16 protein-coding genes and 1 pseudogene are annotated in these 24,453 nt (G+C 39.9%); 9 read left to right on the top strand and 8 right to left on the bottom strand.

Annotated features, from left to right (window positions below):
- The first annotated feature begins 97 nt into the window (after window positions 1–97).
- From FTV11_RS01265 to FTV11_RS01245, 5 genes are all read left to right on the top strand, one after another.
- The gene (locus FTV11_RS01265; RefSeq protein WP_180073253.1) at window positions 98–2,101 is read left to right on the top strand and encodes a class I SAM-dependent DNA methyltransferase; all 2,004 of its coding nucleotides are present in this window, start codon (window positions 98–100) and stop codon (window positions 2,099–2,101) included.
- A 2-nt stretch (window positions 2,102–2,103) separates the two neighbouring features.
- Window positions 2,104–3,426 (top strand): restriction endonuclease subunit S, encoded by a 1,323-nt coding sequence (locus tag FTV11_RS01260; protein WP_111860219.1) that lies wholly within the window; start codon window positions 2,104–2,106, stop codon window positions 3,424–3,426.
- 143 nt (window positions 3,427–3,569) lie between these two features.
- Window positions 3,570–4,676, top strand: a complete 1,107-nt coding sequence (locus FTV11_RS01255) for an Abi family protein (RefSeq protein ID WP_168378397.1) — start codon at window positions 3,570–3,572, stop codon at window positions 4,674–4,676.
- A gap of 17 nt (window positions 4,677–4,693) precedes the next feature.
- Window positions 4,694–7,978: a type I restriction endonuclease subunit R gene (locus tag FTV11_RS01250; RefSeq protein WP_180073252.1), complete on the top strand. Its 3,285-nt coding sequence runs from the start codon at window positions 4,694–4,696 to the stop codon at window positions 7,976–7,978.
- Window positions 7,979–7,990: 12 nt separating this feature from the next.
- A complete protein-coding gene (locus tag FTV11_RS01245) occupies window positions 7,991–9,340 on the top strand; it encodes an ISL3 family transposase (RefSeq protein WP_168378300.1) in 1,350 nt (449 codons plus the stop codon).
- Window positions 9,341–9,397: 57 nt separating this feature from the next.
- Here FTV11_RS01245 and FTV11_RS01240 read toward each other — a convergent pair whose 3' ends face one another.
- The 3 genes and pseudogenes from FTV11_RS01240 to FTV11_RS01230 form a co-directional block, all read right to left on the bottom strand.
- On the bottom strand, window positions 9,398–10,438 hold the full coding sequence (locus FTV11_RS01240; protein ID WP_180073251.1) for an IS481 family transposase: 1,041 nt from the start codon (window positions 10,436–10,438) through the stop codon (window positions 9,398–9,400).
- Between the two features lie 141 nt (window positions 10,439–10,579).
- Window positions 10,580–11,557 carry a hypothetical protein gene (locus tag FTV11_RS01235; protein ID WP_168378301.1) on the bottom strand — a complete coding sequence of 326 codons (978 nt, stop codon included), beginning with the start codon at window positions 11,555–11,557 and terminating at the stop codon, window positions 10,580–10,582.
- Window positions 11,558–11,731: 174 nt separating this feature from the next.
- Window positions 11,732–11,875, bottom strand: a pseudogene (locus FTV11_RS01230) (transcription elongation factor GreB); the annotation flags it as partial.
- Window positions 11,876–12,240: 365 nt separating this feature from the next.
- Here FTV11_RS01230 and FTV11_RS01225 point away from each other — a divergent pair.
- Window positions 12,241–13,353 carry a transglycosylase SLT domain-containing protein gene (locus FTV11_RS01225; RefSeq protein WP_180003373.1) on the top strand — a complete coding sequence of 371 codons (1,113 nt, stop codon included), beginning with the start codon at window positions 12,241–12,243 and terminating at the stop codon, window positions 13,351–13,353.
- A 76-nt stretch (window positions 13,354–13,429) separates the two neighbouring features.
- Here FTV11_RS01225 and FTV11_RS01220 read toward each other — a convergent pair whose 3' ends face one another.
- A complete protein-coding gene (locus FTV11_RS01220; protein ID WP_078190434.1) occupies window positions 13,430–13,813 on the bottom strand; it encodes an SCP2 sterol-binding domain-containing protein in 384 nt (127 codons plus the stop codon).
- Window positions 13,814–14,035: 222 nt separating this feature from the next.
- The gene (gene ttcA, locus FTV11_RS01215; RefSeq protein ID WP_168378304.1) at window positions 14,036–14,965 is read right to left on the bottom strand and encodes a tRNA 2-thiocytidine(32) synthetase TtcA; all 930 of its coding nucleotides are present in this window, start codon (window positions 14,963–14,965) and stop codon (window positions 14,036–14,038) included.
- Between the two features lie 500 nt (window positions 14,966–15,465).
- Between ttcA and FTV11_RS01210 the strand changes: the two genes are divergently transcribed.
- Together FTV11_RS01210 and htpX are read left to right on the top strand one after the other, a co-directional pair.
- A complete protein-coding gene (locus FTV11_RS01210) occupies window positions 15,466–16,332 on the top strand; it encodes a lytic transglycosylase domain-containing protein (RefSeq protein WP_168378305.1) in 867 nt (288 codons plus the stop codon).
- Between the two features lie 133 nt (window positions 16,333–16,465).
- On the top strand, window positions 16,466–17,371 hold the full coding sequence (htpX, locus tag FTV11_RS01205; RefSeq protein ID WP_078190437.1) for a protease HtpX: 906 nt from the start codon (window positions 16,466–16,468) through the stop codon (window positions 17,369–17,371).
- Window positions 17,372–17,520: 149 nt separating this feature from the next.
- Here the strand turns inward: htpX and FTV11_RS01200 are convergent, their stop codons facing one another.
- From FTV11_RS01200 to FTV11_RS01190, 3 genes are all read right to left on the bottom strand, one after another.
- Window positions 17,521–18,111 carry a DUF4112 domain-containing protein gene (locus FTV11_RS01200; RefSeq protein WP_180073249.1) on the bottom strand — a complete coding sequence of 197 codons (591 nt, stop codon included), beginning with the start codon at window positions 18,109–18,111 and terminating at the stop codon, window positions 17,521–17,523.
- A gap of 80 nt (window positions 18,112–18,191) precedes the next feature.
- A complete protein-coding gene (mgtE, locus tag FTV11_RS01195; protein ID WP_180007504.1) occupies window positions 18,192–19,535 on the bottom strand; it encodes a magnesium transporter in 1,344 nt (447 codons plus the stop codon).
- 232 nt (window positions 19,536–19,767) lie between these two features.
- Complete coding sequence (locus FTV11_RS01190) at window positions 19,768–22,869, bottom strand: multidrug efflux RND transporter permease subunit (protein WP_180073248.1); 3,102 nt, start codon at window positions 22,867–22,869, stop codon at window positions 19,768–19,770.
- 276 nt (window positions 22,870–23,145) lie between these two features.
- Between FTV11_RS01190 and FTV11_RS01185 the strand changes: the two genes are divergently transcribed.
- Complete coding sequence (locus FTV11_RS01185) at window positions 23,146–24,333, top strand: glycerophosphodiester phosphodiesterase family protein (protein ID WP_180073247.1); 1,188 nt, start codon at window positions 23,146–23,148, stop codon at window positions 24,331–24,333.
- Window positions 24,334–24,453 lie beyond the last annotated feature (120 nt).

Genomic DNA, 24,453 nt, shown 5'->3' with positions numbered 1-24,453 from the left:
AGTTAGATTTGAAATTTTAAATATTGCATTTCAAGGTTGAAAAATCTGCATTAATTGCATAATATTTAACTATTGCAAAATAAGGTTGAAAAACAAAATGGCTTCTGCACCAAACAATACCGAATCTACACTGGCAAGTTTTATTTGGAACAATGCGAATGATCTTTGGGGGGATTTTCCGCATACAGAGTTCGGTAAAATCATTTTGCCCTTTACGGTATTAAGACGTTTGGAATGTGTACTTGAGCCAACAAAAGATGCTGTCCTCAATACTTATGAGCAATTTAAAGATCAAGGGATGGCGCTTGACGATATTCTGACTAACGTAAGCGGCAATCCGTTCTATAACAAATCGACTTATAACCTTTCCAATTTAGGCGGTACAAAAACTAAAGCCAACCTTGAAGATTACATTTCCAATTTTTCTGAAAACGTGCGTGTGATCTTTGAACAGTTTGATTTCAATACAACGATTAACAAGCTTTCTAAAGCGAATTTACTGCTACGCATTTGCAATAATTTCGCTGCCATCGACTTACATCCGAATGTTGTTCCTGACCGCACCATGAGTAATGTCTATGAACATTTAATCGCTAGATTTGGTGCAGAAGTCGGTACGGGGTCTGAGGACTTCATGACTCCGCGTGATATTGTACATTTGGCAGCGACTTTATTGCTTGAGCCTGATAATGAGCTGTTTGAACAAAAGAATGGTTTAATCAGAACTATCTATGATCAAACGTGCGGTACATCGGGCTTCCTAACCGACATGATGAATTATGTAGACGGTTTTAAAGACCGCTATAAAGTTGCCCCTGTACTTGTACCCCACGGACAGGAATTGCAGCCTGAAACTCATGCGGTCGCATTGGGTTCAATGTTGCTCAAAAAACTGGAATCTGACCCAAGCCGTGATTTATCGCAGAATATTAAATTGGGCAGTACACTCAGTAATGACTTATTTGCAGGACAGCGTTTCCACTATCAATGTTCTAACCCGCCTTTTGGTATGTCATGGGCGAAGGATGCCAGTGCGGTTCAATTAGAGCATAAAGAAAAAGGCTTAAATGGGCGTTTTGGTGCGGGCTTGCCTAAAGCCAGTGACGGCTCAATGCTGTTTTTACAAAATCTGATTTCCAAACTAGAACTGCCTGAAAATGGTGGTGGTCGTGGTGCGATTGTGCTATCAGGTTCACCATTGTTTAACGGTGGTGCAGGTTCAGGTGAGTCAGAAATTAGACGCTTCATTTTAGAAAATGATTATCTCGAAGCAATTATCGCATTGCCGACTGATATTTTCTTCCGTACAGGTATTGGTACATATATTTGGCTGATTTCAAACCGTAAACCTCAACAGCGCAAAGGCAAAGTACAGCTCATTGATGCTACAGGCATGGGTTCATCTATGCGCAAGAATGAGGGCAACAAACGCAAGTTTATTGACCAAAATTCGATTGATGAAATTAGCCGTATTTATGCCGATTTTGAAGAAAGTTCGGTCAGTAAAATCTTTGACTATACTGACTTTGGCTATCGCCGCGTCAAAGTCTTGCGCCCTCTACGGATTGATCTTCAATTTGATGCGGAAAAACTGGAATCGTTTAAAGCATCGAAAGAGTTTGGCAAGTTATCAGACAGCGACCAAAATGCGGTATCGGCTTATATTGAACAGCAGTTTGGTGACAGCAAAGACTATGCTTGGTTTGAAGATTCATTCCTGAAAAAACTACCACTCAGCAAAGTCAGCAAAGGCTTAAAAAATGCCTTGATCGCTGCGTTTGGGGTGCAAAATCCTGATGCAGAAGCCGTAGAAATTAACGGTGAAGTGCAAATGGATAGTGACCTGACTGATTATGAAAATATTCCGTTAAATCAGAATATTCAGGACTATATGGCGAAAGAGGTACTTCCTCATGCGCCTGATGCGGTGATTGATACCACTTATACCGATGCCAAAGACGGTCAAGTCGGTGTGGTGGGTTATGAAATTAATTTTAACCGCTATTTCTATGTATTCGAGCAGCCACGCCACCCGAATGAGATTATGGCTGAAATTAAAGAGCTATCTGCCGAAGTGGCGCAATTGCTTGGGGAGGTTTAAAGATGCAGTTTAAGCAATACCCAAGTTATAAACCAAGTGGTGTGGAATGGTTAGGTGATGTACCTGAACATTGGCAACAAAAACCTATTTGGAGTTTATTTAAGCGTATTAAAAGGACTAACTTTCCAACTGAACGCTTACTTTCTGTTTACCGTGATTATGGTGTTATTCCTAAAGATAGTAGGGATGATAATCATAATAGAGCATCAGAAGATTTAACTCCTTATCAGCTTGTATGTGCAAATGATCTTGTCATCAATAAAATGAAAGCATGGCAAGGCTCTATTGCTATCTCTGAGTTAAGAGGTATTGTTAGCCCTGCATATTATATTTACCAACCTAAAGCTGAATATCACTCAAAATATATTCATTTTCTGATTCGTTCTGCGTATTACATTCAAAGTTATAAAAACTATTCAAAAGGGATACGAGTTAATCAATGGGATTTGGAGAGCGAAGCATTTACCCATATTGACTTATTGCTTCCTTCTTTAGATGAACAACAAAAAATCGTTGCATTCCTCGATACGGAAACCACCCGAATTGACAACCTCATTGCCAAGCAAGAAAAGTTAATCGAACTTTTAGAAGAACAGCGTAAGTCGATTATTTCTCATGCTGTCACTAAAGGTTTAAATCCTAATGCACCCATGAAAGACAGTGGTGTGGAATGGTTGGGGGAAGTGCCTGAGCATTGGACAGTATTAAAAAACAGGCATATCTTCAATTTTAGTAAGGGTCTAAGTATCACTAAAGAAAACTTACAGGAAAATGGAGTTCCATGTGTAAGTTATGGGGAAGTACATTCAAAATTTGGATTTGAATTTAACCCTGAGATTAATGACATGAAATTTGTGTCAGAAGAATATTTAGAAACCTCAAAAAACTGCCTTTTGAATAGTGGTGATTTTATATTTGCTGATACATCAGAAGATTTTGAAGGTTCAGGTAATTTCTCATATTTAAATAGTAATTCCCAAGTTTTCGCAGGGTATCATACTGTTATTGCTCGTTTAAAATCGAAACAAAAACCGAGATTCTTTGCATACATATTTGATTCAAATGCACATCGCAAACAAATTCAAACACAAGTTAAAGGTATTAAAGTTTTTAGTATTACCCAAGGTATATTAAAAGACATATATTCTTGGCTGCCGCCAGTTCATGAACAAGATTTAATTGTTAGGTATTTAGATAATGAATGTAAAAAAATATCATTATTAAAAGCCAAGCAAATAGAACTAATCGAAAAGCTTAAAGAATATCGTTCTTCGATTATCTCCCATGCTGTTACAGGGAAAATTGATATTCGGGAGTTCTGTTAATGAATTTTTCGATCATGGCTCAATATTTATGTACTTTGGTACATAAATATTGCATTATTCTATCCAACATACCTGCCATGCCTATGTTCAAGTTCGCTTGTTCACGCACAAATCGGCAGGTTTTTTTTGCCTGAGAAATGATGATGGTTCAATTCACTAAACAGGCAAAAAGCAACCAAGAGCATCTTCAAACATGGCAAGACCGTGGTTTAACTATTCCTGATCTTGTACGGGCAGACCGCTATTTAAGCTTTATTGGCTACTATCGTTTATCGGCTTATACCATTCCTTTTCAGATAGTAAATAATATTTATTTGTCACCTAACGAGAATGTTCATTTTCCTAAAAGTCAAATTCCTTTTATTTATTTACCCCTTACAGCCCGTATTATTCCTCATAAATACAAAGTAGATACTTCATTTGATGATGTACTCAACCTGTATATCTTTGATCGGGAGTTAAGGCTCTTGGTCATGGATGCGATTGAACGTATCGAAGTCGCTATACGGGCACAAATTTGTAATGTACTGTGCCATCAATCAGGCAATGCCTTTTGGTACACTGATGAACAGCATTTTAATTATAGCTATGCCCACATGCGTTTACTTGCCAGTATTGAACGGCAATTATTAGATGAAAAAGAACGCTTGATACGTGACGAGAAAGCCATTGATAAACGTCCACTCTCGCAAGCTGATAAAGATGCTTTAAAAGACAAAGTGCGTAAAGAAAACTTCTTACGCCACTATTTATCTAAATATGACAGCCCGAAATTACCGCCTTCGTGGATGATGATTGAAATGCTGACTTGGGGTGAACTCAGCCATCTTTATGTTGGACTCAAATCGACTCAAGCCAAAAAACAGATTGCTCAAAACTTAGGAATACATGCCGAAGTTTTAGAATCATGGCTGAAAACCCTGAATGATGTACGCAATATTTGCGCTCACCATAGCCGACTATGGAATAAAGAACATGGGCGAAGTATCAAGATTCCAACTTCAAATACAATTCAATGGCTTCAACAACCAATTATATTAAGTAATACCGCGATTCGCTATGAGAAGCGTACCTATATGCTTTTAGTGGCAATACAAACCTTACTTTATAAGATCAGCCCAAATTCAACATGGGCAAAACGACTCAAAGACTTAATCGAGCAGTATCCATCACTATCCAAAGCCAACATGGGAATGCCTGAGTTATGGCATCAAGACCCGTTTTGGCAACAGGCATTACAACAGAATTAAAAATTAGGGGAAAAAGCATGAATATTTTGGCAGACAAAGCCCATTACGAAAGTCACTTAGAAGCCTATATTGTGCAAAAACTGCAAGCGCAAGGTTGGGTGGTTGGGCAGAGTAAAAATTATCATACCGAGTATGCACTCTATCCCGAAGATTTAATCACATGGATTCAAGCGACACAGCCTGAAAAGTGGGAAAAACTGCAAGCACTGAATGGTAGTAATACCGAAAAACGCATCATCGACCGCTTGGATGATGAACTGAATAAGAAAGGCACAATCCATATCTTTCGTAATGGCTTTAGCATGGCGGGCGCAGGCACGATAAACCTCAGTGAAAGCGCACCCGAAGATGGACGCAATCAAGCCGTCATTGACCGCTATAACGCCAATATTCTACGTGTTGTTCCACAACTCAAATATCATCCATCCAAAGATGCAGGCATTTTGGACCTTGTGTTCTTTATTAACGGTTTGCCGATGGCAACGGTAGAAATTAAGACCGAGTTTAACCAGTCTTTAGAAGATGCCATTGAGCAGTATAAAAATGACCGTAAGCCGATAGACCCTAAAACAAGACGTAAAGAGCCATTGCTGACACCTAAGCGTGGTGCAATTGTGCATTTTGCTTTGTCTGAATCTGAAATTGCCATGACCACGGCTTTAGATGGTGAAAACACCTATTTCTTACCGTTTAACAAAGGTAATCAGGGACATGCAGGCAATCCCCCTGCGGATGCAGCCAAAGGTGAAGATTATCCAGTGGCGTATTTTTGGGATTATGTCTGCCAACGTCATAATTGGCTGAAAATTTTCCATAATTTTGTCTACGTGGAAAAGAAAAACAAAGTCGATCTATATGGCAACTGGACTGTACAGGAACGTCTGATCTTCCCGCGTTATCATCAGTTTGATGCGGTGAATAAAATCATTGCCGATGTGCAAGAAAAAGGCGTAGGACTGAATTATCTGTGTGAACACAGCGCAGGGTCAGGCAAAACATCGACAATCTCTTGGGTGTGTCATTCACTGGTGCGTTTGCGTCACAATGACGGTACACCGTTTTATAACTCCGTCATTGTGGTGACAGACAGAACGGTACTGGATGACCAGTTACAGGAAGCGATTCAACAATTAGATCATCAGAAAGGCTTAATTGCTGCAATTAACCGTGATGACAAAGAACATGCAGGCAAATCGAAAAGCAAACAGCTTGAAGATGCACTGTTGTCCAATAAACAGATCATTATTGTGACCATTCAGACTTTCCCGCATGTGATGGAAGCGATTCTGACCAATACCAGTTTAAGCGACCGTAACTACGGTATTGTGATTGATGAAGCACATACCTCGCAAACAGGTTCAACAGCATCTAAACTGCAAGCGACATTGGCATTGCAGTCGGGTGAAGCAATGGCTAACCTGACTGTTGAGGAATTGCTTGAGCAGATTCAAAAAGCCCGTGTACAGTCCAAAAACATCAGTCACTTTGCCTTTACTGCAACTCCAAAACACTCGACTAAAATGTTGTTTGGGCGCACTAAAAATGGTGAGCCTGCCAGTGATGATAACTTGCCTGAATCCTTCCATCTATATCCGCAACGTCAAGCCATTGAAGAAGGCTTTATTTTAGATGTACTGCAAGGCTACGTGCCTTATAAAACAGCTTTTAAACTCGGCGGTGAAGCTGTTGATGATGATAAACGGGTCAATTCTAAAGCAGCCAAGAAAGCCTTAGCCCGTTGGATGGCTTTACACGCGACCAATGTCACGCAAAAGGTGCAGTTTATTATTCAACACTTTCACCACAATGTTGCCAATTTGCTTAATGGTCAAGCCAAAGCCATGATCGTGACCAGTTCACGCCCTGCGGCAGCACGTTATAAAATTGCCTTGGAAAAATATATTGAAGATAACCCTGAATACAGTGCCTACCGTGTCTTGGTGGCATTTTCGGGTAAGCTCACGGGCAAACAGATTAGCCATGAAGCAGATGGTGATACCGAAAACGGGGCGCTATTTCAAGTTGGTGAAGATGCTGAATTTACCGAAGCCAATATGAATGCCGATGCACCTAATTCTGATTTACGCATCGCATTTGACCGCCCTGAATATCGTTTAATGGTAGTGGCGAATAAATTCCAAACAGGTTTTGACCAACCCAAACTCTGCGCCATGTATCTTGATAAAGTCATTGCCAATGAAGTTGAAGTGGTACAAACCTTGTCACGCTTAAACCGTACCACCACAGGCAAAGATCAAACCTTTGTAATTGACTTTGTAAATGACCCTGAATGGATTTTAAAGTGCTTCAAGAAGTACGACAACGGGGCAAAAATGGTGGATGTACAAGACCCGAATGTGGTTTATACCATCAAAGATAATATTGAAGAACTTGATCTGATTACCGAGGATGATTTGGAGGAGTTTAAAGCAGCTCGTTTTAAAACTATCCGCGATATTAGCAATCATGATTTCAAAGAAACCACACATCCCGACCTGTTTAAAGCAACAGATCGTGTCGCCCGCCTGTTTAACCAAAAACTGAAAATGCTCAAACAGGCGATTGAGCTACAGGAAACCGCATTTGATCAAGCCAAAGCAGACGGCAATGATGAAGGCGCAGAAAAAGCGGAATTTGAGCGCAAGCAGTTAGACGTAGAATTACAAACCTTGATGCGCTTTAAGGGCAATTTGGATAAGTTTAGTCGTATTTATTCCTATGTAGCACAGCTTATTGACTTTGGCGATCCTGAACTTGAAAACTTCTCGGCATTTACCAAGCTCTTATCCAAACGATTAAATGGTATGTCTGCTAAAGAAATTGATATTTCAGGCTTGGTACTGACTGGCTTTGGCATCTTTAAAAAGAAACTTAAAACCGATGATACCGATCATCCCGAAGCGGATGAACCTCAACCATTAGCCCCCATCCAAGGCACAGCAAACGGTGACTTACAGCCAAACAAAATGACTTATCTCAAAGAAGTGATCGAGCTGATTGCACAGACCTTTGGGGATATTTCTACCCGTGAAGAACAGGTGGTGTACATCAATCATTTAGTGACCATTCTACGCAATAACGATGTGGTGATGGCTCAGATTGAAAATAATCCTGAATCCACAGCCTTGCAAGGTAATTTGCCATCGGCAACGAAAGGCGCAATTATTCAAGCTCTGACCTCACATCAAGACTTATCAGCATTGTTGCTCAAGACCGATGCACAAGCGATGCAGAACGTGATCAAGGTGCTGTATAAATTGCTTAAAGATGGTGAAACCATTGATGTGCATCGTCTAACATAACGGAGTATTGGAATGATTGATATTCTGCAACTGGAAGGTGTACAGCCGATAGATTACCGTAATGAAGATGGCTGTATTATGATTACCGTACAGCCAAGCGGTGAGCATTTGGAAACATGCCCTGAATGCGGTGGACGCTTATATAAGCACGGCCAGCGTATCAATCATTTTGCTGATACCCCCTTGCAGATGCAACCTGTAAAAATTGAGGTGATACGAACACGCTATCGCTGTTCTGAATGCAAAAGCATGATTACCCCTCAACTCAGCTTCTTAGATGAAAAACGTAGAGCGACCCATCGGCTGATTCAGCAAGTACGCAAGCGTTGCTTAGATCGAACCTTTACGCAGCTTGCCGAAGATACGGGTGTAGTCGTGAATACTATTAAAAACATTACGCTTGATTTCGTGGAGGAATTAGAACGAGATATTAAGTTTGAAACTCCAACGATTATGGGTATTGATGAACTTAAATTGATGGGAACATATCGCTGTGTCATCACCAACCTTGCTATGAACAGCTTATATGATATGTTGCCTGAAAGAACTCAAGATACATTGATACCATACTTCGCCAAACTGCCTGATGCAGAAAAAGTAGAATGGATTTGTAGTGATATCTGGCGACCCTTCAAAAAGTCATTCCGTCTGCACCTACCAAATGCCAAGTTGGTTATTGATAAGTTTCATGTAGTGAGAATGGCAAGTGAAGCTTTAGACACTGAACGTAAAGCTTTACAAAGTAGTTTGGACCGTGATGCCCGACTGAATATGAAAAAACATTTACGGTGGATACTGCTTAGACGACCAAATTCATTGACCGAAGATCAACAAAGAATTTTAGGAAATTTAGAAAAATGGCATCCTGAATTTAAGGAAGCTTATGACCTCAAAGAGCAGTTTTATAATATTTATGAAGCAACAACCAAAGACGATGCCATACAAAGGTTTCATGAATGGGAAAGCAGTATTCCCAAATATTTAAAGTCTTTCCGTGACGTTGCTAAAACTGTGAATAATCACTTTGAGGATATATTCACCTATTGGGATGCGCCAATAAGAATTACCAATGCTTATACTGAGGGGCATAATGGTATTACAAGGGTCGCAAATCGAATGGGACGAGGATATACCTTTGAGGTGCTTCGAGCAAAAATGTTATATAACAAAGTGGCTCGATCTATTACAACTTTAAAGACTCCATCATCTTCATTAAAATCAACCGAAGGTTATGAGGGTTTAACTGCATTTCCAACCAAGCAAGAGAAAACTAAATTGGAATATGGTGCTTATATTCCAACCTTGGTTGAATTGTATGGCGGTGATGAATATTTAGATGAAGAACTAATTTCAACCATATAATGTGTACTAGCTCAAACCTGATCTGACAGTTACCCATTTTTTATTGTGTCTGTCAGGTTAAATTTGAGCTAAATTCTTCTCAGCCCAAATCCGTTTTCCATCAAGTAAAGTTTCAAGTGGTGTACGACCACAGCACATTTTTCCTTGATGAGTCCGTTCAGTATTATAGAATTTCAGCCAATCGTCTAGATCAACTTGTAATTCTTCCAATGAGCTATAAAGCTTCTTCCTAAACGTAATTTGATAGAACTCCTGCAAAATCGTCTTATGGAAACGCTCACATATACCATTGGTTTGCGGGGAAGCTGCTTTTGTCTTCGTGTGATCAATATCATTGACTGCCAGATACAATTCATAGTCATGTTGTTCTACCTTACCGCAATACTCAGTACCTCTGTCTGTGAGGATGCGAAGCATTGGTAAGTCCTGAGATTGATAGAATGGCAACACACGATCATTGAGTAAATCAGCCGCTGTAATCGGTGTTTTTGTTGTATAGAGCTTGCAATGAACGACCTTGCTATAAGTGTCGATAAATGTTTGTTGGTAGATTCGTCCAACACCTTTGAGATTCCCGACATAAAAGGTGTCTTGCGCGCCTAAATAGCCTGGATGAGCTGTTTCGATTTCACCACAAGCAACGTCATCCTCATGCTTACGTTCAAGTGCCGCAATCTGGTGATCATTTAATTCAATACCATCCTGTGCCACTTTAGCCTCAAGTGCTTTTAAACGCTTCTTAAAGTTCTCTAAATCATGACGAAGCCATATAGAGCGAACACCACTCCCTGAAACGAATACACCCTTCTTGCGTAATTCATTACTAGTACGGTGCTGACCATATGCAGGATATTGAATTGCGAAATTAATAACAGCCTGTTCAGTAGCATCATCTACACGGTTTTTTAAATTTGGTACTCGACGGGACTTATTGATCAGTGCGTCAATGTCACCAGACTTCACTAATTCTTGATAGCGATAAAATGTATCTCTTGAAACGCCCATAACCTTACAGGCTCTGGATACATTCTGAAGCTCTTCAGCTAAATTGAGTAGACCTACTTTGTGTTTAATGATTTGATTGTTAGTATGCAACATAAGAAAGTTACCTTTGTTTGATTAAGATTTCGACACCTTTATCAAAACGGGTAACTTTCTCTTTTTCAAGAAGAATGTACGATCAAGTCTGAACTAATACATATAATGCAAATAGCCAAATAAATTTATTATTTTCAAAGGTTAAAATTCTGGCTTAATTGTCACCTTTTCACTATTCAACCACTTATGAATTAATTCATCACCACTAAAAGTAGTCCAAGAAAGTCCCTCATTTATTATACTTTTGCTAACAAAGTATTCTAAGGAGGTATAACTCCAGTTTGGCCCAATACCGCGTATATGAGACGGAGTTTTATTATTTAATTTACAATATTCCAAATAGGATGTGATCCTTGCAATAAACATTTTATTTACAAAATAATGATCTCGGTCCTTACGTTCACTATGTTCTAAACTATACAAACTAGAAGCAACTTTATCCGCTTGATAATTTAATAAACTATTCACAACCAAGAGGTTATACTTTTCAACTAATTCAACAAGCACACAATCTAATTCTATAGATTTTTCAATTGGGATAGGTCTATATTTTTGTATATTTGAAATCAATTCATACGCATCTATGATTTTCTGCTCAATAATAAACTCTCTGATTTCTTTAATATCTAAATAATCTAGCTCATAGTAATCGAATTGATTTCTCAAGTCCTCCAACATTTCATTAAAACTTTCATAATTAAGATCAAAATTTAAAAAAGTATTTTCTTCCAAAAAAAGGTATTTATATTTTTGATATTTATTTTTCAATTCCAAATCTATCAAATGAGATTTTTTGAAAAAAAACATGCTATTTTTATTAATAATTTTTATAATTTCATCACTTTTTTTCGTATTGAAAATTACTCTTTTAATATATAGTGATTTAATTAAAAAATTTTTATCTGCTCTCTCGGTGATGAACATATCTTGCCAAATTTCTCTATTTAATCTTCCATATTCATTTACCAGGCATTTAAGAGCAATAAGATACAAATACATTTTTTCGAGATATGTTAATTTCAACTCATTATTTTTAAATAAAAAACTGTATTCTTCACGAATTATATCTTCTATGCTATCAACTACATTTTTTGCAATTTCATTTACAGGTGCATCCATATAATACTCACTATTTAAGTCGTATTTATATAACTTTTAAGACTATTTCTAATTGTTACACTTTTGTTGTTACTAAAATTAGAATAGTACATCATAGTTGTATATATACTATTTGTAATTTGTTGTTATTATATAAAAAAAATACAAATAGTATAAAAAATAGGGTTATTTCATAAAATCTGCGTTTTCCGAACGATCTCCAAGACTAGCCGCCCAGTTCACTTTTTTGGTAATTTCAGGTCGCTCTTCATGCCATAAATGTTGAAGTTCAGCGACCAATAAATCGTGTCCACCACGGGTAATTAAGTTAGATTTCATGATGATTTTTAGGCCTTGAGCAAGTGCTGATTTTTACAAAACATGCCTATTTTATCCTCCATTTCTACACAGGCAAAGTATATAAAATTTATTCGCAAACAAAATCAATTATTTATGTTACATATTTTAATATTTTTTCGTACAAAATTTGACAAGTATTTTTTTGCTTATTATTATGCGCACATCTTTTAGGCTTGTTTAATTTTTATCCAGTGTAGATTTTCTACACATTTCCCGAAAACCCCTAGTCATTTTTGAATGACGTCATGACTGCCCAACCCTTATTGAATTTATCAAACTTGAAAAAGTCTGAGGCGTGTTTGCCTTTGCTTTTTAGGGCATAAATTACTTGTAGCGGAGACAACATGCACAGTAGTTCAACTTCTGGGTCGAGGCTTTGCCTTAACTCTTTTAACTCTCTCCCATTTAAAGCGCTTGCACTTAGTACTGTCTTAATTCCTTTTCACAGTATTAATGCCAGCAAAACAGCTCATCAATATGATGCTGTCGTCAACAGTAATAAACTCACTGTTGTTGCCGTTGCCAATCCTGACATTGTTTTTCAGGATGGTAAACATCGACATGGTTTTGGTTACGACCTTGCACGTAACTATGCAGAAAGTTTAAATGTCCAATTAGATTTTAAAACAGTGAATGACAATGCCACTGCTTTAAAAATGGTTGCCAAAGGTCAAGCCAATTTTGCTATGACCACTGCCGAAATGAGTACCATTGAAGCCAAGCATTTGACGTCATTTTCAGCCAGTTGTGGTGATACCGTTTCTTTGAAAAAGAATGGTTTAAACAGCAACTTAAACTGGGTATTTAAAAATGCAGACGATCCACTCAGCCAAACCGCGAGTGGCTTTATTTGCCGTGCCAAACAAAATGGCGCAATTGGACAGTTGGCATCATTCTACAACCGTAATGTGGTCAAACAAGATTCTTGGAATGTGATTCAACGTGATTTAAGTAAACGTATGCCGATCTATAAGGCAAGTTTTAAAAACACCGCCAAGCAATATGACCTCGACTGGCATTTATTGGCAGCGATTGGTTATCAAGAGTCTTACCTCAAACCTGACTCGGTATCCCCGACCGGTGTTCGTGGCATTATGATGCTGACCAACAGTACAGCAAAAGCAATGGGTGTGAGCAACCGTACAGATGCGACGCAAAGCATTCAGGGCGGTGCTAAGTACTATGACCAAATGCTAAATCGTTATAGCAACATTCCCTACCCAGATCGTAATTGGTATGCCTTAGTGGCGTATAACATGGGTCCTGGTGCTGTAAGTCAGATTCAAAAGCGCATCCAAGCTCAGGGTAAAAACCCGAATAAGTGGGTGAACTTATATGCTTATCTCGACCGTAACAAAGCCAGCAATGGTCGTTATCGTCAAGCTGTGCAATATGTCACGCGTATTCGTGCTTATTTGGAACATATTAAAACCACACCACAACTGGTGAATATCTAATATGTGTCCATCTAACATTTACATGTGAGCGCACAAAAAAAAGCTTACCTTCGGGTAAGCTTTTTTCGTTTTGGACTTAAGCAGTTTGCTCAAGTACTTTTTTGAATAAATCTTTTTGTTCAGTACTTGGTTTTGCAGTTTGCAATGCCATCAATTGTGACATATCACCTTGTACTTTAATTTTGCCCGTCATAAACGCTTGCATCGCTGCAGCCATATCAAACTCAAGAAATACTTTACGTAACGTTTCAGCATCCATGTTCAACGTTGTTTTCGCGTTTGAAGATAAACCTTTTTTAATTGCACCACCGTCTAATGACAATTCAGTATTGCCTGCAGCGTCAGCAACCACAAGGTTAATTGCAAGATTAGCCAATGCAGGTGGTAAGTTTAAATCACCAGCTTGAGCTGTCAGAGTTTCTACAGTTGAAAACCAATCATCAGTTAAAAAAGCAGGCATGATCTTTCCTCAATTTATTTTGTTCGTGTGTGTTGCCGTTCCGGACAACATCAGTGCAAGCATATTTTGCTTGAGGCTTGTTATAGCATGATCATTTGCGAAAAGGCTAAAGTTTTTTGTACGCACCGTTCAATATTTAACTGTTTAACAACAAAATGAGAAAAATCATAAGCATAAAAAAGGCATTCCGTAGAATGCCTTTTGCGTGATGAAGTTTTCGGCTTAATCTGCCATAAACCCTAAGTTAACCATGTTAATGCGTTTGCTTTCAGGCTCACCTTCTTCAGTTGAACAACTTTCGCTATTTTTGAAGTCAAATTCGCGTTGTTCATCCAAGGCTTCAAAGTCGAATAACTCACGGTCAGCCAGTTGTGAAGGCGATACATTTTGCAATGCACCAAAAATACTGTGTAAACGTTTTGGAAATTCTTTATCCCAAGTACGCAGCATGTCATTTAACATTGCACGCTGTAAGTTTTCCTGAGAACCACACAAATTACATGGGATAATTGGGAACTTACGCATTTCTGCATATTTGATGATGTCTTTTTCTTCCACATAAGCCAGTGGACGAATCAAAATGTTCTTTTTGTCAGAAGACAATAATTTCGGTGGCATGGCTTTTAAGCTGCCGCCATGGAACAAGTTCAAGAAGAACGTCGCCAAAATATCATCACGATGATGACCTAAAGCCACTTTCGTCGCCCCAATTTCTTGAGCAAAGCCGTATAACGAACCACGACGTAAACGTGAGCATACTGCACAATACGTTTTACCTTCTGGGGTTAAACGTTTGGTAATACTGTAGGTATCTTTTTCTAAGATGTAATACGGAATTTTGTTTTCTTCTAAATAACGTGGCAATACTTCTTCAGGGAAACCCGGTTGTTTTTGGTCAAGGTTGACCGCAACCACATCAAAATTAATCGGTGCAATACGCTTAAACTGCAACAAAATGTCGAGCAAGGTATAACTGTCTTTACCGCCTGAAATACAGACCATCACCTTGTCGCCCTCTTCGATCATTTTAAAATCACGAATGGCATGACCGACCTGACGGCGTAGCTTTTTCAATAAACGATAATACGCAGAGCTAGTTGGTAGTTCTGGTTTGAAATTAAATCCTTGTTCGGACTCAACTGGCGAGAACATAGACGAGTTAAACCTAAAAAAAAATACCGCGCAATTTTATCCGATTCGCAGACTTCTCGCATCAAAAGAATGTAATTTCCGAAAAAACTAAAAATACTGTCATGATCACGTAATCCTCAGCGCATTATTTTATACGGTCGAGTTCATTTTTTAGGCGAAACGCTTATCTTTTGGACTTTTCCACAGTTGTCCACAAAAGCTGTGGATAACTTTGTGGATTTTAAATGACTTGACAAGGTGAGCTGCCCTTATTTTAAGGCTTCTATTTAAATTGATCATTTTTTGATCAATTTATTATCCCTTACTTATCAATGCTTTAGATGTGTCAAGTTATGCTCATTAAAAAAAAATAAATATTTTTTTTGATTATTGAATCATCAAAATGACTTGATTTTTACAAAGTAAAGAAGAAATCAGCCCTCGAAGCCTTTTCATCTGATTTTTTTTTGATAAACTCTATTTTAACTGTTTGGGGACAGAATTTTTTTCTTCACAATAAAATGAAAAACAATACTTGGACTTTGGGGCTGTTATTAAGTGGAAGTGTGGCTATCAGTTTAGCTGCACCGAGCATTTTTGCCGGCCAAACGATCTATCAATTACGTGAAAGTAACGGCACAACGCTACTAACCAATAAACAAGGCCGCTATAGCAATCTGAAAGTCGAGAAAAAAACCTACTATCCGGACAGTAATATCCATAGTTATAGTAACTGGGGCTCAAATGAAGCGTCTGTGTTGCCAAGCTATAGCCGTAATAAAAATGCCTTTGACAATATTATTAAACAAGCCGCGGCCCAACATGGTGTTTCCGAAGGTCTGATCAAAGCGGTGATGCATACCGAATCTGGTTTTAACACCAATGCACGCTCACCAGTCGGTGCGCAAGGTTTAATGCAACTCATGCCTGCCACAGCACGTCGCTTCAATGTATCGAATGCCTACGATCCACATCAGAACATTATGGCTGGTGCGCGCTATTTATCTTGGCTACTGAAACGTTTTAATGGCAACACCTCACTTGCCTTAGCTGGTTATAACGCAGGTGAAGGCAATGTCGCAAAATATGGTGGCATCCCACCTTTTCGTGAAACTCAAGACTATGTCCGCCGTGTCACTAGCCGCTACAGCAACCTATATGCTGGTAGTTTAAGTGTCTCGGGTTCGAGCAGTTCAAATAGCACTTCTACTAATAGTGGTCGGATTATTGCCAGTTCGGACAATTACCATGCCGCTGCCCCTGCTGTTGCCAAGTCACCGGCACGTCAAATTATTCAAACGGACAATGGTAGTTTTACCGATGCACCTTCAGGTTCATTTGCGACAGCAAATGCTTCTGCCTCAGCACGCATTTATCTCAATGAATGAAATCACTGATTTTGTAAAATTGCATCTGTTTTACTAATTTTTCCTTGAAATTTTAAGACTTTCACCTCATATTGAGTTTAATGATTTTTATTTGTAAATCAGATCATTTTTCTATAATAAGAGGATTTACCCAATGATGCGGATTGGTTTGTTCTTGCTGACCAACCTCGCGGTACTGGTTGTAGCTGGCATAATCTTGTCACTCTTCGGTGTCGGTAGTTACCACGGTGCAGGCGGCTTAAACTTAGGCAACTTGCTCGTTATCTGTTTTGTGTTCGGTATGGTGGGTTCGATGATCTCACTATTCATGTCAAAATGGATGGCGAAAAAAACCACGGGTACAGAGCTGATTGACCCTAATGCACCACGTAGCCAAGCTGAAGCATGGTTACTCAACGAAGTTGCGCAACTGGCACAACGTTCTGGTATCAAAATGCCAGAAGTGGGTATTTTCCCATCGTACCAGTCAAATGCCTTTGCAACAGGCTGGAACAAAAATGATGCTTTAGTGGCGGTTTCTACCGGTCTACTGGAGCGTATGAACAAAGATGAACTCCGTGCCGTACTCGCTCACGAAATTGGTCACGTAGCCAATGGTGACATGGTGACCCTTGCTTTGGTGCAAGGTGTAGTCAACGCCTTTGTCATGTTCTTTGCACGTGTAGCAGGTGACTTTATCGACCGTAATGTCTTCGGTCGTGAAGATGGTGAAGCACCGGGTATCGCATACTTCGTCATTACGATTGTATTAGATATTGTCTTTGGTATCGCAGCGTCTGCTATTGTGATGTGGTTCTCTCGCTACCGTGAATACCGTGCCGATGAAGCTGGTGCGCGTCTAGCAGGTAAACAAGCGATGATTTCTGCCCTATTACGTTTACAAGCAGAATCTGAAATGCCAGATCAAATGCCAAAAGAAATGAAAGCCTTTGCTATTTCTGCGGGTCAAGAACAAGGTTTCAGCTTAGCTGCATTGTTCCAAACACACCCAACGATTGAACAACGTGTTGCGGCTTTACAACAATTAGATTGCCCATAATTCAGCATCTGATGTAAGTCGTAAAAAAGCCTCCCTATGGAGGCTTTTTTATTGGGTCTAATTTTTCTCAGAGCGTTTACCGTTTTATCAATCACTTTTCAGTTGAATAGCCTTTCATTGATCGCGCTCAAGCAACAGTGCATTTCTCTCTACAATACCCCATTGGCCTTTAACCATTGCCAAAGCAATGAACCGCCCATATAAATTGCAAAGATAAACACCAATAAGAAAATCATCCCGAGTATATCTGGGATATGGATCCATAACCATGCAATCACAGGGTTGCGCCAAAAAGCCGATTGCTGTTGTTTCTCTTCTAATTTTTCATGTAAAAACGGATGTACCACATGTTGGTCTGTACTGATTTGATATTCTTCGCGAATATGCGTATGTACGACATCTAAAGCTTTACGGCTCGGTCGAATAAACACATCGAAGATCGTCCCTGCAACAGGAATAAACCCCACGACAGCATCTATAACTGCGAGTTTCATCACACCATTTAATTTGGCTTGTGGTACGCCAATCTGTTTGGCTTTATAGACGGCATAACAGGTCAAGACAAATCCTGCGATATCACCAGCTACGGGAATGGTACTCAACGCTGCGTCCGCACCTACCCCTTGTCGAGTAAATGGAATCCGAACCACGGAGTCCATCATATTGGCAAACTTTGCGAGATCGCGTTCAAGACGAATGACTTCTTGCTTTGACATTTTTTGTTTTAATGGTTCAGTCATGTTTTATCCAATAAAAACCGTGTAAATCACTGAGATTAAAACATATTAGAAGTCTTCAATCTGTAGCAAAATGCTAATCTCTATAAATTGAGCAATTGTGAAGCAATCATCAAATACACCACCACGCCTGTCGCATCACAAATCGAGGTCACCAAGGGTGCAGATGCACTTGCAGGATCGAGCTTCAACTTATTGAGTACAAAGGGCAAACTCATGCCAATTAAACAACCGAGCAATACGATACCCATCATACTTAAAGCCAAGACCAAAGCGACGGTTGCATCACCACGGTAGTAGCCTAAAATCGATACAGCAATGGCCATGGTTCCACCGAGGCAAAGCGCGACGAGCGTCTCCCGACCCAATAAATAAAACCAATCACGAATTTTTACATCCCCAGTGGCAAGCGCTCGCACCATTAAGGTTGCAGACTGTGAACCTGCATTGCCTCCACTTCCGACCAATAAGGGTAAGAAAAAAACCAAGACGATATGTGCGGCAATGATGTCTTCATAATATGAAATGCCTAATCCGGACAATAAGCTGCCAAAGACCAATATCACCAACCAGAACACCCGCTTTTGATACAACTTTAAAATCGGTGCTTTATTAATGCTCATACCTGGTTCGGTACTCACCGCACTGGCTTTTAAAAAGTCTTCAGTGGTTTCAGCCTGTACCACATCCATCGCATCATCATAGGTGACAATCCCCATCAAACGCTGGGCATGATCCACAATCGGCAAGGCCATAAAATCATATTCTGCCAATTTTCGAGCAATACTTTCTTGGTCTTCATCTATCCAGCCGGTCACCACATCTTTGGTCATCACCTGTTGAATCCGTGCATCACGATCGGCCTGCAAAATTTGCCGCAGTGAAATCACCCCTTCTAATTGAGACTGATCATTGGTGACATAAATTAAATACAGGGTTTCACGGTCATGCGGTTCATGGCGTAAGGCCTCTATAGCTTGTTGCATGGTAAAGTCAGCAGGCATACTGACATAGTCTGAACTCATGATTGCACCTGCAGACTCTTCTGCATATGCAGATAACGCCTTTAGATGCTCTTGGGTATCTTGATCAAGTTGTTGATAAATCCGATCTTGTTCTGCATCAGTTAAACTTTTATATAAGTCCGTTGCATCATCAGAATGCATATCATCAAATAGTTCAATTTGTAGACGCAGTGGATAACGTGAAATCAGCTGTCGCTGTGACTCAAAAGGGAAAAACTCAAATACCAAGCCTTGATGGTCTAAACCTGAAAGTAACTCGATTTGATCTTCGATTGGAAATTGCTGAATTAAACGAGCCTGATCAGCGTAGTTCAGAGGCTGTAAAGCGAAAACTGCTGCTGCATAATTTTGTTGTTGCAGCAAAGCGGAAATTTCACGCTGTCTTTGTATTAAATCCGCCATTCAACTCACTCTTATTTTAATCTTTCTATGTAGAGCACATTTTGAAGGATAAACTAAAGAGTTTCAAATCTCTTCAATATGTTCTCGGTGAACGTTCTTTGCGAAAATTCTCTGTGAACATTCCCTGTCGAAAGTTTGGTGACATAAATTTGGCGACATAAAAAGCCACCGCGATGTACTCAAGCTTTCACGGTGGCTTTTACTAGAGCTATACACTGTGCGTGAATTATTTCTAAGTTTCAGACACCGGTTTGATTTTAAAAATAGAGCGGACCATCACATACATAAACGGAATAAAAATCAGCACCAAGACCGTACCGAATATTACCCCACCGAGTACGCTTACCCCAATCTCTTGACGACTGGCTGCACCTGCGCCAAAAGCAAGAACTAAAGGAACCACCCCTGCACCAAAAGCCAAAGAGGTCATCAAAATAGGACGTAAACGTAGTGCTGCGCCTTCCATTGCAGCCTCGATTACATGTTTGCCTTTTTCTTGTGCCATCGCTGCAAACTCTACAATCAAGATCGCATTTTTACAGGACAGACCAATGGTCGTCAGCAAAGCAATTTGGAAATAGATGTCATTTGGAAAACCGGTCATGTAGCTAAACAGGATATTACCGCCTATCCCGAGTGGAATCGCACTCATGACTGCGGTTGGAATGCTCCAACTTTCATATAGGGCGGCAAGACAAAGGAAAATAAATCCAATCGAGACCAAATACAGCCAAATCGCTTGATGACTTGATTTTTGCTCTTCAAAGGATAAACCACTCCATGCCACGTCCACACCAGGCACCTGATCGACTAAGGCTTTCACATCCTGCATGGCTTGTCCACTTGAGACATTTTTGGCTGTATCCGCTTCCATTTGTAACGCGGTATACCCCATAAAGCGATTGACGACTTCTGGACCGCCACTCCAGCCAATGGTTGAAAAATTACTAAATGGAATCATTTCATTTTGGTCATTACGTACATGCCAATAAGCCAAATCTTCTGGTTTAGAACGGAATTCGGCATCTGCCTGCATCATGACGCGTTTAATACGTCCACGGTCAATGAAATCGTTGATATAACTGCCGCCCCATGCACTACTCATGGTGCTATTAATCGCATTTTGCGTTAAACCCATGGCCATCGCTTGTTTTTGATCAATATCAACTTTCAGTTCAGCTTTGTCTGGGTTAGAGCGTTTGTCTAAATTTTCGAAACTACTGTATTGTGCGGATTTCTGTTGCAAGCTTTTAAATTGCGCATCGAGATAAGCTCGACCTTCACCATTCATATCTCGCAGCCAAAACTCCAGACCATCGGTTTGACCAAGACCACTGACTGAAGACGGCATGCTGACATTGATTTGTGCATTGTTGAACTTTTTAAAATGTTTCATCGCACGTTCACGTATCGCTTGCGCTGAATTGTGTTGTCCTGAACGTTCATCCCAATGCTTCAGTGCAATAAAGCCTTGCCCTAAGTTTTGACCCGTACCTGAAAAATTTCGTCCGTAACGAATCATTACCAAATCAACATTTTGCTTTTCTTCAGTCAAAAAGTACTGCCGAATTTGTTCACCGATCTCACGACTTTTAGACATCGGTGCACCTTCTTGTAGTTTGAGTTGCACACTCAAAATGCCTTGGTCTTCACTAGGAATAAAACTGGTCGGCAAAGCACGATAAAACAAAGCAAATACCGTAATGAGCCCCGCAAACAAAACCACCGTCCATAAGCGATAACGAACCGTGGCTTGTGCAAGTGCTAGATATTTGGTTTTTAAAGTCTCTAATTTGGTGTTAAACCAAATCGCCCAGCGCTGTGGTTTCGGATTGGGTTTTAAAATTAAGGCACATAAGGCAGGGGTTAAAATCAGCGCAACCATCAGTGACAAGCCCATTGCAGCCACGAGTGTGATGGAAAATTGTCTATAGATCACGCCCGTTGAGCCACCAAAGAACGCCATGGGAATAAATACAGCGGTCAATACCAAAGTAATCCCGATTAATGCCCCGCTAATTTCATGCATCGACTCGATGGCCGCTTGTTTTGCTGTTAACTGTTGTTCATGCATTAAACGTTCGACGTTTTCCACCACAACAATCGCATCATCGACCAACAGACCGATGGCCAGTACCAATGCAAACAATGTGAGCGTATTAATGGTCATGCCCAAAGCATATAAAATCGCTAAAGTCCCAAGAATCACCACAGGCACCGTAATCGCAGGTATCAGCGTTGCTCGCCAATTTTGTAAGAAGATAAACATCACCAAAACCACCAGTAAAACGGCTTCGAATAACGTTTTCACCACTTCTTTAATCGATTCTTGTACAAATGGCGTGTTATCCCGTGGATAAACGATTTTATAACCGGCAGGTAATTGCTTCGCTAACTGTTCAATTTCTTGCTTAATTAAGGCTGAGGTTTCAAGTGCATTTGCCCCAGAAGCCAATGAGATCCCCATCCCTGAAGATGGATACCCGTTAATGGTATTAACCCCTGAATAATTTTCCGCACCCAATTCAACACGTGCAACGTCTTTTAAATAGACAAAACTGCCGTTTCGTGCAGATTTGACAATAATATTTTCAAATTCTTCAACTGACTTTAAACGTGAACCTGAAGTGACTTTTGCATTGAGATATTGATCCGATACACTCGGCAATTCACCTACGGCTCCGGCTGCAACCTGCGTATTTTGTGATTCAACAGCCGCACGGATATCACTGGGCATAAGGCTATATTGCTTTAACTTCAGTGGGTTGAGCCAAATGCGCATGGCAAATTGCGAACCAAAAACATCGACTTCACCAATACCCTCAATTCGAGCAATGTCCTGTTCTAGATGAGTCATCATATAGTCACCAAGTTCGATATTCGAACTCTTGCCAGTCTCATCATAGAGGCCTATAACCATATGGGTATCACCCAAAGATTTATAGACATTTACCCCTTGGCGCTGCACATCTTCAGGCAGCCGATTGATTACTCCATTTATGGCATTTTGTACTTGTACTTGAGCGGTATCTGGGTCAGTGCCATTTTCAAAACTGATGCTGATCCGGCTTCGACCTGAAGAGTCGCTGCTTGAACTAAAATATAAAAGATGATCAATTCCTTTAATTTGTTGCTCAAGAACTTGTGTGACACTTTCCTCGACTGTTTCTGCTGACGCACCGCTATAACTTGCACTAACCGTTATTCGTGGTGGTGCAATATCTGGATAGCGCTCTACCGGTAAATTGAGCACAGCAAATAGCCCGAGCGCCATGACGATGATCGCCAAGACACCTGCAAAAATCGGTCGATAAATAAAAAACTTAGACAGCATCAGTCCATGTCACTTTTCAATTAATGAAATAAAATGTGTTGATTGATTTTTTCAAAAAATCTTATTGATAATCAATCACAATGTGCTTGATTACAAGCCTAGACTACATAAAAACCTTGCTTGAAGCGAAATATGTAGAAAATATGGAGAGCCTCCACTTCAGCTATTTTAGTAAATTTATGTGACAAAACCGCCTCTGTCATGAAGCCTTAGCCACTGCCCTGCAATGTATGCCTGCAACATCATTCATTTATATAAAAAGATGCCAAGGCAGCCATGCAAAAACAATTAACAAAGCAGTTGAATATAGCGATAACAAGCAAAGTGAAATCCTCATGGGGCGTGTCTTCACTGCTCCTTTTTAGCGTTTTCGGTTTATCTGCATGTAATTCGGATGACGATAAAACCCATGTCACCAAGCCCCCTGTTTTGCCTGATACTGGTTTTGTCATTGTTGGGCATCGCGGTGCCAGTGCTTTGCGACCCGAGCATACCCTTGCCGCATATCAAAAAGCGATTGACGATGGTGCGGATTTTATCGAACCCGATTTAGTACCAACCAAGGATGGATATTTGGTTGCACGTCATGAAAGTGAAATTTCAGGGACAACCAATATCAGTAAGCTGTCACAATTTGCGGATCGAAAAACCACCAAAAAAATCGATGGTATCGACTATACAGGATGGTTTACAGAAGACTTTAATTTGAATGAACTGACTCAAAATGTAAAAGCACGTGAGCGTATTGCACAATATCGTCCTAATAACACTCAATATAATGATCAATACAGCATCCCGACGCTCGAACAGATCATTGAACTTGCAGATGCGCACTATAAAAAAACCGGGAAAATTGTTGGTTTATATATTGAAACCAAGCACCCAACTTTTTTTCAACAGCAAAATCTAGCCATGGAAGATCGCTTACTCACAACGCTTGCCAAATACAGTTATACACGTGATATCGCACCTGTATATTTACAGTCCTTTGAAACCACCAATCTTAAATACTTACGTGATCAACTCACGCAAAAGAAAACCCTCAAACACGGCAAAATTATTCAATTATTAGATAGTCCAACTGCCATACCGGGTGATTTACAGCAGCAAACGTCTCCACAAAATTATGCAAGCTTAGCCACAGCAGAAGGCCTAAAATCAGTGGCAAAATATGCAGATGGTGTAGGTCCAAGTAAAACGTATATCTTTTCAAACACTGAATTTAAACAAACCAGTTTTGTCAAAGATGCCCATGCTGCTGGTTTGAAAGTCCATCCTTATACGCTCAGACCTGAAAATGGTTTTTTACCTGACTATTTAAAATGTAATTCAGTGGCGACCGAACGTTGTGATACGGGTGCAGCTAAAGAATTTGAGAACTTCTATAAAGCTGGTGTAGATGGTGTATTTGCCGATGATCCAGGACTGGCACGTAAAACCTTAACGCAACTGCAAAAGCCCTAATATTCCTAAAATGAAAAAAGACGCCGAGGCGTCTTTTTTATTGTTTAATGGAAATCTTAAAGCGGGTTTGCCAAATATTCTGCGGCTGACTGCGTTGCCACTGGCTGAGGTGCTGGAGCT

Source organism: Acinetobacter sp. YH12231 (genome assembly GCF_013417755.1).
Lineage (GTDB): Bacteria > Pseudomonadota > Gammaproteobacteria > Pseudomonadales > Moraxellaceae > Acinetobacter > Acinetobacter amyesii.
Note: the sequence above shows the minus strand (reverse complement) of the source record. Positions and strands in the feature narration are given on the sequence as shown.